This window comes from Polynucleobacter sp. MWH-UH19D (genome assembly GCF_040409795.1).
In the GTDB taxonomy this organism is placed as follows: Bacteria; Pseudomonadota; Gammaproteobacteria; order Burkholderiales; family Burkholderiaceae; genus Polynucleobacter.
On sequence record NZ_CP099571.1, the window covers coordinates 1,751,025 to 1,765,461 of the forward strand.

General features: G+C 44.4%; 12 protein-coding genes. 8 read left to right on the top strand and 4 right to left on the bottom strand.

What is annotated here, in order from left to right; all coding sequences use genetic code 11:
- Nucleotides 1-32 precede the first annotated feature (32 nt).
- From miaB to NHB34_RS08950, 8 genes are read left to right on the top strand one after another with little or no spacing between them, the layout of a single operon-like run.
- Nucleotides 33-1,379, top strand: coding sequence for a tRNA (N6-isopentenyl adenosine(37)-C2)-methylthiotransferase MiaB (gene miaB, locus NHB34_RS08915; RefSeq protein WP_353427287.1), 1,347 nt, complete (start codon nucleotides 33-35; stop codon nucleotides 1,377-1,379).
- Complete coding sequence (gene ybeY, locus NHB34_RS08920; RefSeq protein ID WP_353427288.1) at nucleotides 1,369-1,827, top strand: rRNA maturation RNase YbeY; 459 nt, start codon at nucleotides 1,369-1,371, stop codon at nucleotides 1,825-1,827. Before miaB ends, ybeY begins: the two co-directional genes overlap by 11 nt.
- A 36-nt stretch (nucleotides 1,828-1,863) precedes the next feature.
- Nucleotides 1,864-2,700 carry a transporter associated domain-containing protein gene (locus tag NHB34_RS08925; RefSeq protein ID WP_353427289.1) on the top strand — a complete coding sequence of 279 codons (837 nt, stop codon included), beginning with the start codon at nucleotides 1,864-1,866 and terminating at the stop codon, nucleotides 2,698-2,700.
- A gap of 38 nt (nucleotides 2,701-2,738) precedes the next feature.
- The gene (gene lnt, locus NHB34_RS08930) at nucleotides 2,739-4,229 is read left to right on the top strand and encodes an apolipoprotein N-acyltransferase (RefSeq protein ID WP_353427290.1); all 1,491 of its coding nucleotides are present in this window, start codon (nucleotides 2,739-2,741) and stop codon (nucleotides 4,227-4,229) included.
- A gap of 59 nt (nucleotides 4,230-4,288) precedes the next feature.
- Complete coding sequence (gene glyQ / locus NHB34_RS08935; RefSeq protein ID WP_353427291.1) at nucleotides 4,289-5,173, top strand: glycine--tRNA ligase subunit alpha; 885 nt, start codon at nucleotides 4,289-4,291, stop codon at nucleotides 5,171-5,173.
- Nucleotides 5,174-5,204: 31 nt separating this feature from the next.
- Nucleotides 5,205-7,343 carry a glycine--tRNA ligase subunit beta gene (gene glyS, locus NHB34_RS08940; protein ID WP_353427292.1) on the top strand — a complete coding sequence of 713 codons (2,139 nt, stop codon included), beginning with the start codon at nucleotides 5,205-5,207 and terminating at the stop codon, nucleotides 7,341-7,343.
- Entirely contained in the window at nucleotides 7,340-7,912 is a 573-nt protein-coding gene (gene gmhB, locus NHB34_RS08945) for a D-glycero-beta-D-manno-heptose 1,7-bisphosphate 7-phosphatase (RefSeq protein ID WP_353427293.1), read from the top strand. The genes glyS and gmhB overlap by 4 nt, the downstream gene beginning before the upstream one ends.
- Nucleotides 7,913-7,919: 7 nt before the next feature.
- On the top strand, nucleotides 7,920-8,654 hold the full coding sequence (locus tag NHB34_RS08950) for a lysophospholipid acyltransferase family protein (RefSeq protein WP_353427294.1): 735 nt from the start codon (nucleotides 7,920-7,922) through the stop codon (nucleotides 8,652-8,654).
- Between the two features lie 13 nt (nucleotides 8,655-8,667).
- Here NHB34_RS08950 and rsmA read toward each other — a convergent pair whose 3' ends face one another.
- Genes rsmA through lptD form a run of 4 tightly spaced genes read right to left on the bottom strand, consistent with a single transcriptional unit; the run spans nucleotide 8,668 to nucleotide 14,408 of the window.
- Entirely contained in the window at nucleotides 8,668-9,444 is a 777-nt protein-coding gene (gene rsmA, locus NHB34_RS08955) for a 16S rRNA (adenine(1518)-N(6)/adenine(1519)-N(6))-dimethyltransferase RsmA (protein WP_353427295.1), read from the bottom strand.
- Entirely contained in the window at nucleotides 9,444-10,448 is a 1,005-nt protein-coding gene (gene pdxA, locus NHB34_RS08960; RefSeq protein WP_353427296.1) for a 4-hydroxythreonine-4-phosphate dehydrogenase PdxA, read from the bottom strand. The genes rsmA and pdxA overlap by 1 nt, the downstream gene beginning before the upstream one ends.
- Nucleotides 10,423-11,856, bottom strand: a complete 1,434-nt coding sequence (locus tag NHB34_RS08965) for a peptidylprolyl isomerase (protein ID WP_353427297.1) — start codon at nucleotides 11,854-11,856, stop codon at nucleotides 10,423-10,425. Before NHB34_RS08965 ends, pdxA begins: the two co-directional genes overlap by 26 nt.
- A gap of 17 nt (nucleotides 11,857-11,873) precedes the next feature.
- Nucleotides 11,874-14,408 (bottom strand): LPS assembly protein LptD, encoded by a 2,535-nt coding sequence (gene lptD / locus NHB34_RS08970; RefSeq protein ID WP_353427298.1) that lies wholly within the window; start codon nucleotides 14,406-14,408, stop codon nucleotides 11,874-11,876.
- Nucleotides 14,409-14,437 lie beyond the last annotated feature (29 nt).

Sequence of the window (14,437 nt, forward strand, 5' to 3'; positions counted from 1 at the left end):
TTCGCCCCCAGCTATAAATCTGAGAACGGCATATGAAAAAGCTTTATATCAAAACCTTTGGCTGCCAAATGAACGAGTATGACTCGGGCAAAATGGCCGATCTTCTACATGCCGATGAAGGCATGGAAATGACCAACTCACCAGAAGATGCAGATGTTGTCCTTCTGAATACATGCTCTATACGAGAAAAAGCAGAGGATAAAGTTTTCTCTGACCTTGGACGTCTAAGAGAATTAAAAAAGACAAAACCCAATTTACTTATTGGAGTTGGTGGCTGTGTCGCTAGCCAAGAAGGTCAACAAATCGTTAGTCGGGCACCCTATGTTGATGTTGTTTTTGGCCCTCAAACACTACATCGCCTGACTGATCTCATTGCGAAACGCCGCACAACCGGACTTCCTCAAGTAGATATCTCGTTTCCTGAAATTGAAAAATTTGATCGTCTACCAGCATCGCGTCAAACGCGTGGATCCGCGTATGTATCGATCATGGAAGGCTGTTCAAAATATTGCAGCTATTGCGTGGTTCCCTATACCCGAGGTGAAGAGGTATCACGCCCTTTTGACGATGTTCTCACTGAAGTTGCTGGACTTGCCGCCAATGGCGTCAAAGAAATTGTTTTGCTTGGACAAAATGTCAATGCTTATCGCGGAAGAATGGGCAATACCGCAGAGCTTGCTGATTTTGCCTTGCTTATTGAATACATTGCTGAAGTGCCTGGTGTTGAGCGCATCCGCTTTACCACTAGCCATCCCAAAGAATTTACCCAGCGCTTAATCGATGTGTATTCCAAAGTACCAAAGTTAGTAAGTCATCTACACTTGCCTGTACAACATGGTTCAGACGCCATGCTATCAGCGATGAAACGAGGCTATACCGCACTTGAGTTCAAAAGCATTATTCGCAAAATGCGAGCTGTGCGTCCTGACCTCACCCTCTCTAGCGACTTTATCGTTGGCTTTCCTGGTGAAACAGATGCTGATTTTGAAAAACTTCTCAAGATGGTGCGTGAACTACATTTTGATAACAGTTTTTGCTTTATCTTTAGTCCACGCCCTGGTACACCCGCAGCCAATCTGAGTGACACCACACCATATGAAGTCAAATTAAAGCGCTTGCAAACTTTGCTTAGCGTTGTCGAAGATCAAGCCAATCAAATTAGCCAACAAATGCTAGGTAATATTGAAACGGTTTTAGTGGAAGGCTTGGCAAAAGATGGAGTTAACCTACAAGGCAGAGCAGAAAATAATCGGGTTGTTCATTTTGCTGCACCAAGTGATGAAATTGAATCTCTTACAGGTCAAATGATCGACATTCAAATTACTGAAGTACTCAATTACACCCTAAGAGGTGAAATGGTAGAAGCACATGCCCGCTAAATTGATGATTGATCTTCAGTTTGCTAGCCCAAGCCTTGAAAGCACTGTAGAGAAAAATGCTTCTTCAGCGCTAATTAAGAAATGGGTTAAAAGTACAGGCGCCAAGTCAGGTTTAATTACTCTGAGATTTGTCAATACTGCAGAAGGCAAAAAACTAAATCAATCCTTCCGTAAGAAAAATTACGCAACCAATGTGCTCACCTTTCCTTATGAGCATTCAAAGGGTGACCTCACAGCCGATATTATTTTTTGCTTACCCGTTATTCAAAAAGAAGCGAAAGAACAGGGCAAAACACTCAAAGCCCATTTGGCGCATTTAGTGATTCATGGCTCTCTTCATGCCCAAGGCTATGACCATGAGAATGATCGTGATGCTAAAAAGATGGAAGCGCTAGAAATTAAGCTTCTTAAAACGCTAGGGTTTACCAATCCATATCTAAATACGTGATTTTCTTTTGTCACAGTTCTACGCTATTCTTGCTATATGCCTGACCCCAAATCTCTATTAGATCTCCTGGCCGATTTTTTATCGCCAAAACCAACCAGCCCCAACGAGCGTCGTCAAGAATTGATTGATACGCTTCGAGAAGCCCAAACGGAGGGGCTGATCGATGCTGATGCGCTTTCTATGATTGAGGGGGTCTTTCAGGTAGGGCAATTATGTGCACGCGATATTTTGGTGCCACGAGCACAAATTGACTGGATTGATATCAACCTGCCCTTGGCAGATTTAATGAAAAACGCAATTGAAGCGGCTCACTCCCGCTTTCCAGTGTTTGAGGGAACTCGCGATAACGTTATTGGTATTCTGCTTGCCAAGGACTTATTGCGCCATGCCACTGAAAAAGATTTTCAAATACGGGACTGGTTACGTCCCGCTGTATTCATACCAGAATCAAAACGTCTGAGTGTTTTATTGCGTGACTTTAAAGATAACCGCAATCACCTAGCCATCGTCGTGGATGAATATGGTGGTGTAGCCGGCATTATTACGATTGAGGATGTCCTTGAACAGATTGTTGGCAATATCGAAGATGAGCATGATATTGATGAGGAAGCAGATAACATCATTGCACTCGATAACGGAGACATTCGAGTTAAAGGTATTACAGAACTCGAGCAATTTAACCAAACCATTGGCACTCAGTTTGCGATTGAAGATATTGATACCGTAGCTGGCCTAGTGATTCAGCATTTAGGACGGGTTCCCAAAATAGGTGAACGTATCACTATTGATGGCATAGAATTTGAAGTACAGCGCGCGGATCCACGGCAAATACACGTGCTGCTAGCGCGGCAATTACCTCAAAAGATCGACTAGGGCTTCCCTTGCTCATTCCTCAATTGTTTTCAAGGCGAGTGTTTGCAGGACTTATTCTTTTTGGACTTGGGGCACTGCTTGCACTGATTGCTGAACTACCCTATGGTGGTTGGCTTCAAATACCAATTTTGAGCACCATCTGGTGGAGACTTCGTCTTGAAGTTTCTCAAACATTAAAGCGCTACTTTGCTTATGGCCTGATGTTTGGACTTGGTTATTTTCTGATTGGGTTATGGTGGCTCTACATCAGCATGCATGATGTTGGCGGCATGAATCCTGTTCTCTCAAGCCTAGCGGTTTTCATGCTATCGCTTTACATGGCGCTGTATTTTTCTGTGGCTAGCTTTTCCATTCGCTACTCTAAACAAAGTTCTATTAATGGCTTACTGCTTGCTGCCAGCTGGGTGGCGATGGAATATTTACGGAGCTACTTATTTACCGGCTTTCCCTGGATGGGCTTGGCAGAAAATCAATTCAATGGTCCCTTTGCAGCGATTGCACCTATATTTGGCGGGCTGGCCTGCACATTCTTAGCAGTGTGGGCCTCATGGGAAATTTTGCAAATAAGAGTGCGGCCTGTAATCTGCAGCACAACCATTCTCGCAACAATTGCCCTGACTCAACTGGCTGGGCAAATTTCTTATACAAAGCCCTTTGGCGAACCAGTCAGTGTGCGCCTCATTCAGGGCAACTTTGAACAGAGCCTAAAATTTAATCCACAAGCAATTGGTGAGCAGATTGACTTTTATGTATCAGAAATTCAAAAAAAATCGGCTGACCTCATCATCATTCCCGAGACTGCTTTTCCTTGGCCACAAAATAATCTACCAGTCGGCCTACTAAACCACCTGCAAAATTATTCGAATGTGAGCTTAAGCAATCTCTTGCTTGGTTTAGTGGGAGAGGTTTCCAGTAAGCAAGGAGTGCAATATACGAATCGAGCAGTTGGCTTATCACCGAATACTCAACCCTATCTGTATGACAAAGTTCATCTTGTTCCATTCGGAGAATTTATACCTACAGGATTTCACTGGTTTATCAAAGCATTTAATGTTCCGTTAAGTGACTTTGCACGTGGTAGCTTTGATCAAAAACCATTTAGCATTGAGCGCAAAGATCAAGAGGACGTTCATGCGGCAATTACGATTTGCTATGAGGATGTCTTTGGGGATGAGCTAGCTTCACGCTTACGACATAACCCAGAACCAGTTCACCTGCTAATCAATATGACTAATTTGGCTTGGTTTGGTCAATCACAAGCCCCCACTCAACAATTACGGCTCTCACAATTACGCTCACTGGAGACGGGCCTGCCAGCCTTAAGAGCAACCAACACTGGAATTACCGCTGCCCTGGGGCCAAACGGGAAAGTACTTGAAGCCCTTCCCGAATTTACCCAGGCTACACTTACCTACAAAATTCAGCCCTACAGCGGTCAAACACCCTACGTGAGATGGGGCAACCTACCGATCCTCAGTCTTTCTGTCGCATTATTAATCTGGGGCTTTATTCGTCATCGTCGTTTTTGAGCATTTTTAACTCTGCAGCACGCTAGCCATGTAAAATCAATGGCTTAGCCAGGTTAATCATGCTTACTTTTCAGCAAATCATTCTCAAACTTCAAGATTATTGGGACCAACAAGGTTGTGCCCTTTTGCAACCTATCGATCTAGAGGTGGGAGCAGGAACCTCTCATACCGCCACCTTCCTAAGAGCAATCGGTCCAGAGCCTTGGAAGGCCGCTTATGTGCAACCATCACGCCGACCTAAAGATGGGCGCTATGGTGAAAATCCAAATCGCTTACAGCACTACTATCAATATCAAGTTGTTCTAAAACCAGCCCCTGAAAATATTCTGGAGTTGTATTTAGGATCCTTGTCAGCACTTGGTTTAGATCTCAAACAAAACGATATTCGCTTTGTTGAAGACGACTGGGAAAATCCAACTCTGGGTGCCTGGGGTTTGGGCTGGGAAGTATGGCTCAACGGCATGGAAGTCACGCAGTTCACCTACTTCCAGCAAGTTGGCGGCTTGGACTGTAAACCTGTTTTAGGCGAGATTACTTATGGCATTGAGCGCCTGGCAATGTACATCCAAAATTGCTCTAATGTTTACGACCTAGTTTGGGCTGATGGAATTTCTTATGGTGATGTCTATCACCAAAACGAAGTTGAGCAATCTTGCTATAACTTTGAACACTCCAACACAGAACTTTTGTTTGCGAATTTTGGCAACTACGAAAGTGAAGCAAAACGCTTAATGGAGGTGCCCTTAGCCTTGCCTGCCTATGAAATGGTTTTGAAAGCAGCGCATACCTTTAATCTACTAGATGCTCGCGGCGCCATTTCTGTGACTGAGCGCGCTGCTTATATCGGCCGCATACGCAATCTATCGCGTGCAGTTGCGCAAGCCTACTTTGATTCCCGAGAAAAACTTGGCTTTCCCATGTGCCATCGCCAAACCAAGGCTTAAGAGCCTGACTGATTGAAATGATTGTTTTCCTATGAGCTCATCCAATTCAAATACTCCGTCAGCAAGCTTATTGATTGAGGTCTTTACCGAAGAATTGCCACCCAAGTCTTTACGCCGTTTGGGTGATGCATTTAGTGAAGGTATTTTTGCAAGTCTTAAAGCAGCCAATCTCACTACCGAGTCTTCTGTTGCAGTTGGATTTGCTACTCCACGTCGCTTAGCGGTTCAAGTTAGCAATGTATTGGGTCAAGCACAGGATTACCCAGTAAGAGAAAAGCTGCTGCCAACAAGCATTGCTTATGATGCCGAAGGTAAAGCAACAGCGCCTTTGTTAAAAAAGTTAGCGGCTCTTGGTTTTTCTGATGTTGACCTATCTACCCTAGAAAAGTCAGGTGAAGGTAAGAATGAAGCGCTCTATCTCAATGTGATCGCCAAAGGTGCCTCGCTTGAAAAAACTGCACAAACCGGTTTAGAGCAAACACTGAACAAATTACCAATTGCCAAAATGATGCATTACCAAGTGCAACAAAAAAACGGTGAACTTAGCGATGTTCAGTTTGCACGACCAGCGCATCGCATTTTGGCACTTCATGGCGATAAAGTTCTCAATATTCATAGTCTCGGGATTGATGCTGGCAATCAAACTGAGGGACACCGCTTCCTAGCGCCTGGCGTATTTACGATCAGCAATGCAGATCAATACGAAAATGAATTGCAAAGCAAAGCAAAAGTAATTCCTAGCTTTACTAAGCGTCGCGAACAAATTAAAGCGGCCTTACTTAAAGCGGCAGGCAATGATCTCGTTTTAATGCCTGACAGCCTCTTAGATGAGGTGACCTCACTGGTCGAATGGCCAGCTATTTATGAATGTCACTTTGATCCAGAATTTTTAGAAGTGCCGCAAGAATGTCTGATTCTGACCATGCAAACCAATCAGAAATATTTTGCGCTAACTGATAAACAAGGAAAGCTGCGCAATCGATTCTTAATTGTTTCTAATATAGAAACTGCTACACCTGATGCAATTATTTCTGGAAATGAGAGAGTAGTACGTCCCCGCTTATCGGATGCGCGCTTTTTCTTCCAACAAGATCAAAAGCGCCCGCTAGCTTCTCGTGTGGCAGACCTCGGAAAAGTGGTCTATCACAATCAACTTGGCAACCAGCTTGATCGCACTAAACGCGTGCAAGGTATCGCTATTGGTATCGCCAAGAAACTCAACGCAGATGAAAAATTAGCAAATCGCGCAGCGGAGATTGCTAAAACCGATTTGCTTACTGACATGGTTGGTGAGTTTCCTGAACTGCAAGGCATTATGGGAACTTACTATGCAAAGCATGATGGTGAGAATACTGATGTAGCCTCAGCATGCAGCGAACATTACATGCCACGTTTTGCTGGCGATGCATTGCCTCAAACGCAAACCGGGACAATATTGGCAATCGCCGATAAGCTCGAGACGCTAGTAGGCATTTGGGGTGTAGGACTTGCGCCAACCGGTGACAAAGATCCCTACGCACTACGCCGTCATGCACTTGGTATTTGTCGTCTGCTTTTAGAAAAAAATCTTTCGTTAAATTTGCCAGAATTAATTGACTTAGCGCGTAGTCAATTTACTCAAAAGGATGTTCAAGAAAAAGCGAAAATGGCAGATATCTATGAGTTCATTATCGATCGCTTGCGAGCCTACTTACGTGACCAATCGATAGCTGGTAAGCCATTCACCAGCGCAGAAATTGAGGCGGCTCTAAGTCAATCTCCTGAACAAATTAATGATGTGATTGAACGTCTGACCGCTCTTCGTAAATTCAATGCATTGCCTCAGGCAGCCCAATTGGCTGCTGCGAATAAACGTATCAGCAACATTCTCAAAAAGACCAGCACATACATTCCAGAAAATTGTTCAAGCAAGCTTTTACAAATTCCCGCAGAAATTGCTCTGCATCAAGCCCTAGAATCCATTACTCCAACACTCACTACAGCTTTTGAGAAACGTCAATATGTTGAGCTTTTGGAAACATTGGTTGCCTTGAGCGCACCGATTGATCAGTTCTTCGCGGATGTTATGGTGATGGATCCAAACACTGAATTGCGTGATAACCGTTTAGCGCTTTTGCAACAACTGCACCAAAAAATGAATCTGGTTGCCGATCTCGGCAAACTAGCATGAGTACCAGCTCTGCCAAGCTCGTTATTTTGGATCGCGACGGCGTAATCAATGAAGATCGTGATGATTACGTCAAATCAGTAGATGAATGGATTCCCTTGCCAGGTAGTTTGGAAGCGATAGCGCTACTCAATCAGGCTGGCTATCAGATAGCAATTGCTACCAATCAATCTGGATTAGCAAGGGGGTATTTCACGATCAACGAATTACATGCCATGCATAGCAAAATGGAAAAGCTTCTCAAGCCATTGGGCGGCAATATCGATAGTATTTTTTTCTGCCCCCATACTGATGCTCATGCTTGCGATTGCAGAAAGCCCGCTCCAGGACTGATGAAAGAGATTGCTTTGCGCTACAAAAGGACGGATACAAAACATCCTTTATTAGGCGTTCCCATTGTTGGCGATTCTCTGCGGGATTTACAAGCGGGCGTAACATTAGGAGCGTCACCGCATTTAGTGCTGACTGGAAAAGGGCAAAAAACTTTGGCAAAGGGCGAGCTTCCTGAAGGCACACAAATTCATGCGGATCTCATGGCATTCGCGAACTCTCTGCTAGCAGATAAAGCCTAGAATATTTATGGTATTGATTCGATCTACGATTTTTGCCCTCTTCTTGTTAATCTTCACGCCGATTTGGTCGGTGTTATGCATGCTCGCTTTTCCCTTCCTAAGCGCTGAAAATCGCTATAGCTTTATCGGAATTTGGAACAAAGTAGTCATATGGGTCTTATGGCATCTTTGCGGCATTCATTATGAAATTCGCGGCATGGAAAACATGCGTGCCGTTTTAAATCAGCCCATAGTCATCCTGAGTAAACATCAATCAGCCTATGAAACCATTGCCTATATAGCGCTCTTACCAAAACAGCTTTGTTTTGTTTTTAAACGCGAATTATTTTGGATACCATTTTTTGGCTGGGCGCTTGCCTTGCTAAAAATGATTCATATTAATCGCGCCAATAAACAAACCGCTGCCCTATCAGTAGCTAGCCAGGGCCGTAAACGCCTGAGTGAAGGTAAGTGGATCATGCTGTTTCCAGAGGGCACAAGAACCCCTAGGGGCTCAACTAAACCCTACCGCAAGGGTGGCGCAAGACTGGCGAGCGCTACTGGGGCTTTAGTGATTCCGATTGCCCACAATGCGGGCTTATGTTGGCCAAAAAATAGCTTCTTGAAGCGCCCAGGCACTGTAATCTTCTCTATAGGTCCAGCGATTATTTCCGAAGGAAAATCGGGAGAAGAGTTGCAACAAGAAGTCGAGAGCTGGATCGAATCTGAAATGCGCGTTATAGACCCAAGCGCCTATAACTAAAGACCATTAAAGTTTAGTTGGCTAAAAGCTTAGCCCATTCAATATAACGATCTACTGAAATATCTTGAGCTCTGACTTTTAACTCATCTTCCGAGAGCTTAAGCCTGGAAGAAAATGGCTGTAGATTTGTTCTGAGCATTTTTCTTCTTTGCGAAAAAGCAGCTGCGACCACTTGCTCTAAAGCACTCCATTGAGCAAAATTTAAATGAAACTCTTTTCTAGGAATCATGCGTACTACCGCTGAATTCACTTTAGGCGCCGGCTCGAAAGCTTCAGGGGGTACCTCAAGCACCAATTCCATATCGTAGCGAGCTTGCAACATCACGGAGAGCCGACTGAAATCGGAGCTGCCAGCTTGTGCAACCATGCGCTCTACCACTTCAGCCTGCAACATAAATACTTGCTCATCAATGTGTGAGGCTGCAGAAACCAAATGAAACAGTAAAGGCGATGAAATGTTGTAAGGCAAATTACCAACTACCTTACATAAACCCGACTTTTCAGAACGCTGTTGCGCCCACTTATTGAAATCAAACTTGAGAGCATCACCCTCAATAACTGTTAAACCTGAAAGATTTTCATGCTGCCAGTAAGCTACTAAATCACGGTCGATTTCCAGCAAATCAAGATGGGTAAGGTTACTTAGCAGCGGCCTTGTTAGAGCACCAAGACCGGGTCCGATCTCAATGACATGCATATCCGAACTCGGGTTAATCAAGCGCACGATTGCATGAATAATGCCTTGATCCTGAAGAAAGTTTTGGCCAAAACGTTTGCGTGCGCGATGCATTAGTTAACCAATTTTTTTTGGGTGCGCGCCATTTGATAAGCGGCTCGTATAGCCTCTAACATTGATCCAGCATCCGCTAAGGCCTTGCCAGCAATATCTAAAGCTGTTCCATGATCCACCGAGGTTCGTATTATCGGCAAACCTAAAGTGATATTAACGCCACCCCCAAAAGTAATAAATTTGAATGGTGCCAAACCTTGGTCGTGATACATGGCGATAAAAGCATCTACCTCTTCCAAAGCTTTAGGATCAAACATCGTATCGCCGGGATATGGTCCAGATACATTGATCCCCGTTTTTTTAGCAGCGTCAATTGCTGGGGAAATCATGTCGATTTCTTCTCGACCCAAATAACCAGATTCACCAGCATGAGGATTTAATCCCGACATACGAATTACAGGATTACTAATACCCATTTTTAACTGGAGATCCCGATGCACAATTTGGATTGTGTCTAATATCAACTCTTGGCTTAAAGAAGAAGAAACTTTTTGCAAAGGTAAATGGGTTGTTACTAAGGCAACCCTGAAATCTCTTGCACTAGAAATCCCTAAAAACCCCTCATTAAGAGCGGCACTTAATAGCATTACGACATGCTTCACACTGCAACGCTGCGCTAAATATTCAGTATGGCCAGTAAAAGCTAGCCCTGATTGATTAATAACACTCTTCTGAAGAGGTGCTGTAACCATCGCGTCAAACTGCCCTGCGATACAACCATCGATAGCCCGATCTAATAATTGAATTACATATGGGCTATTTTGAGCATCTAAAACACCTGGAATTGAGGGGGCAATAAGGGGTACAACCTCTACCTGAAGACGATCATCATTAGAGCCATGAAGAGCCTCTTTTAAAAGGGTTTGATCCCCCAATAAAGTAATACTCGCATTTGGCTGCTCAAGCAAAAATTGCTTGGCTGCCACTATTGATACCTCAGGGCCAATGCCGGCAGGCTCACCGGTAGTAATGACGAGTTTAACGAGGGGTTCCAGTTGCCGCATCTTCAACATTCAAGATTTTTACTGTTGCGGTATCTCGTATCTCACGCAACCAATCCTGATAAGCTTGCTCGAACTTTCTTTCTCGAATAGCAGCACGCGCAAATTGACGTTGCTTTTCAACAGTTAACTGAGCTTCGCGACGCTCTAAAACCTGGATTAAATGCCAACCAAATTCTGTCTTGACTGGGTTGCTCACTTCACCGATTTGCAAGCGATTCATAGCCTGCTCAAATTCAGGAACTAAATCCCCTGGACCCATCCAACCCAAGTTTCCACCATTAGGTGCAGATCCGTCCTCTGAATATTTTTTTGCCAACTCAGCAAAATCAGCAGTTTTTGCACGAACCTGATCACGATATCCAGCTAAACGACGCTCAGCATCTTGATCGGTTAAACCGGGACGATTGCGCAACAAAATATGGCGAGCCATTGTTTGTGTAATCGGAATATTTTGTGGAGTATTCGAACTTGATGCAGCTGGCTCAACTTGCTGAGTAGCTTGCCCAGCGACCAAGGCACGGCGATCCATTACTTTGAGGACATGATATCCCGCAGGACTTTTAACCACGGCATTCGCAACCTGTCCGCCACCTGTATTACGAATTGCTTCATAAAACAACTGCGGAAGTCGATCAGCAGATCGATAACCTAAGTCTTGGAATTTAATTTTTGGATTTTCTTTGGCGGCCATAGCGCCAAGTTGCATAAAGTCTGCATCCCCTTTTGCATCCCGCAAAAGTTGATCTGCTTTTCTTTTTGCTTCAGCTTGAGCACCAACACCAGCAGAAGCGTCTACGGGAATAAAAATTTGAGCTACATCAATCTCTTCGGGCTCTCCCTTACCAGCTGGGGTGGAACGCGGTGCGGCACCGCCGATAGCTCGGGTTCTCTCCGCAATAAAGTTATCTATCTCCGCATCCGAAATCTTGATCTTCGCTTCAACTTCCCGTTCACGATAGCGACTTAATACAACATCATCACGCAGTAATTGTTTGTAGCGTTCAAATGTACTTCCTGATGCAACTACTTTTGCCTTGAATTCAGCCACGCTGATTTTATTTTTTTCAGCAATATCAGCAATGATCCTATCAAGTTCTTTATTGGTAACCGTGACGCCTTCTTGTTCAGCATTTTGTAACTGAATTTTTTCAATGATTAAGCGCTCTAGAATCACTTTCCGAAGCGAACCATCATCTGGCAATTTTGCGCCCTGCTTTCTTAGCGCTGCAATTCGATCATCAATATCTTTACGGGTCACATAACCTGTATTCACCACAGCAGCAACGCCATCGATATTACGAATTTTGTTATCGCTTGCGGACGGCGTTTTATTGGCATCTTGAGCACTAGCTATCGCGACCAATCCAAATGAGCCAAGGAATATGGCAAGACAAATATATTTATTCAAACTGAACCTACAAAGCATCATTGGTAATTCTCATATATGGATGGAGGGATAGGCTTAGAAGTTGGCATATACCCAGGTACATTTAACTTCATGATATCAACTGGATTACTTCCTGCGCTAGCAAAGCCCCTAAATTCGATCTGAAATAAGACTTGGGTAGTGGTAATAAGGGAAGTATTGACTGCCTGGGAATAGGCGCCGCGGAAAGTCCAGCAATCTCTGGTCCACTCCAAACCAACTAATGTATTCAAGGTTTTTGTTGTTAAAGCATCATAACCCCAGCGACCCAGGACGGAAACTTCACGCGTTAATGGCCATTGACCAGAAATATTGTATTGATCAGTAGTAGTTGCTGCTGGGGTTGCAACCTGATTATTCTGTGCAGATGCTTGAATCGGTGGCGTCCACACATTGCGGTAACCAAAGTTCAAGCTTCTGCCAACAGTTGGACGCCAACTAGCACCAACTGTGGTTTGTACAAAACGATTTAATTGCGTGTTGTACTGCCCAAACATATCTGCACTAAAGTTACCAAGCAATCGAACCGAAGCAGAGCCCAGAGTGTCTGAGTAGGTTGTCGGGCTCGCAATATTTCCATTAAGTCCAACTTTTTGCGCTGTAAATTGTTGCTTTTGGGCCAAGGTCACATTCGCCCGCTCAGCTCCCGTATTTGACTCAATCATGCGACTGGTTAAGCCCAGGGTTGCAGCATTGGTATCGGCAACGCGATCATTACCAATAAACGTGTTCGCTGTAAAAATTTGTGAAACGCCAAAACCTGCATCAGCAGTATCGAATACTGGCGTACTGGCCTGACTTTGGTATGGTGTGTAAGCATAAAACGCTCTCGGCTCCATCGTCAGGAGCATGTCGCGACCAAAGAAGCCATGAAGCTCTGACGCATCTCTTTCAAATGCCAAACCAGAATCTAGGCTGAATGTGGGGATTGTGAAACCCTGAACTGCCGCAGGACTTGTTCCGGTATAAGCCGCTGGATTAGCGGTAGCGTTGTATGTATTCGACTGCAAACTTACTGTAGGTGTAATGTAGTAACCAGGAGTGATTTGCGGCAGTGATAATCCAGCCTTGACAACAGTACGATCCGCTTGCGTATATGCGCCTGGCGGTGGAGCATTAAAGTTACTTCCCAGCGCATATGCAAAGCGAGTGTAGTCAGCTGAAAAAGTGGTCTTAGGACCCGTTGGCAAAGCTAGATATCGACCACTTGGATCTGACACCACTGGACTAAGCTGACTGTTATAAGCGGCAGTGACATTAGGTAACACGTTGTAAGGCGCTTGCACTAAATTATTTGGGTCGGGCTGTAAGGTTTGAAAGGCAGCGGCTTTAGCGCCAACCGTCCAATTACTTAACGCACCAGTCAATTGCTTCGATGTGCCAAGCTCTTGACGAAATTGACTTGTTACTTGACCAGCAATACTTTGAGAAAAGTTGGTGGGATACAAGCTATCTGAAACCCGCGACATGTTTGCGTAACCACTCCAAGATCCTGGCAATGGTGCGCCACCAGGACCCACTCCTCCCGCAAAGATTTGTCGCTGTTGCCAATCGTATTTCCAACGATCTGTTCCGGTTTGTTTGTCATACGGCAAGTACTCTCCCGTTGCTACGCCAGAATACTCTCTCTCTAAAAAACGATAAGAAGCACCAAGCATGAAACCGCGATGATTCATCTCGCGAGGCAACAACAATAGATCACGATTTGGAGCGATGTTGACATAGTAAGGCGCCGTAATATCTAGGCCATTATTAGAGTTATATCCAACAACTGGAGCTAGTAAACCAGTTCTACGCTCACTAGAAGTAGGCGCTGTGAAGTAAGGCACGTAAGCAATTGGCACATTGAAAAAACGCATCACACCATTAGTGCCAACCATTTCTTTTTGTTCATTATCGATTTCAAGACTACTTGCCGAGAAATACCAATCCATGTTTTCTGGAGTACAAGTTGTATAGATAGCGCGATCAAATACAAAGATGTCTGAATTTTCAATAGTTAATTTATTAGCTGTACCATTTCCACGCGTATCCCTAAGCTCATAGCTTGGTGTCTCCATAAACCCTTCGCGTGCATCAACTTTGAATTGACCCTTTGGTCCTTTAAAAGTTGTATTCCCTTTTGAAAGTTCAGCATTACCAATCAAGTCAGCAATATCAGTATCAGGGTTATAAGTAATCTCATCCGCTTTTAATGCGGCTCCATTACGACGGATTTGAGCGCGCCCCCTTAAGTGCATGTCACGATCAACTACGCCATCAATCACATCACTCGATGTAAATGTAAGAGCTTCACCATCCGAGATGGGTTTACCAACGCGCAATTGATCATCAAGCTTTAAGACGGTCACATTTCCACGATCAGGTAAGAGCGTGAAATTCTGAGTAGCTTGTGAAACTGGGGGGAGTGCTGCTGGTGCCTGAGCATGTCCTAAAAGTGAAACCGGGAGTAATACCACCCCCATCACTACACGCAGGGTTAAGGCTAAAAAAAGAGGGGCGCAAAAGCCGGCGCGACGGCGATAATGACTCATGGATCCAGACCGCCTTATTATACGAATCG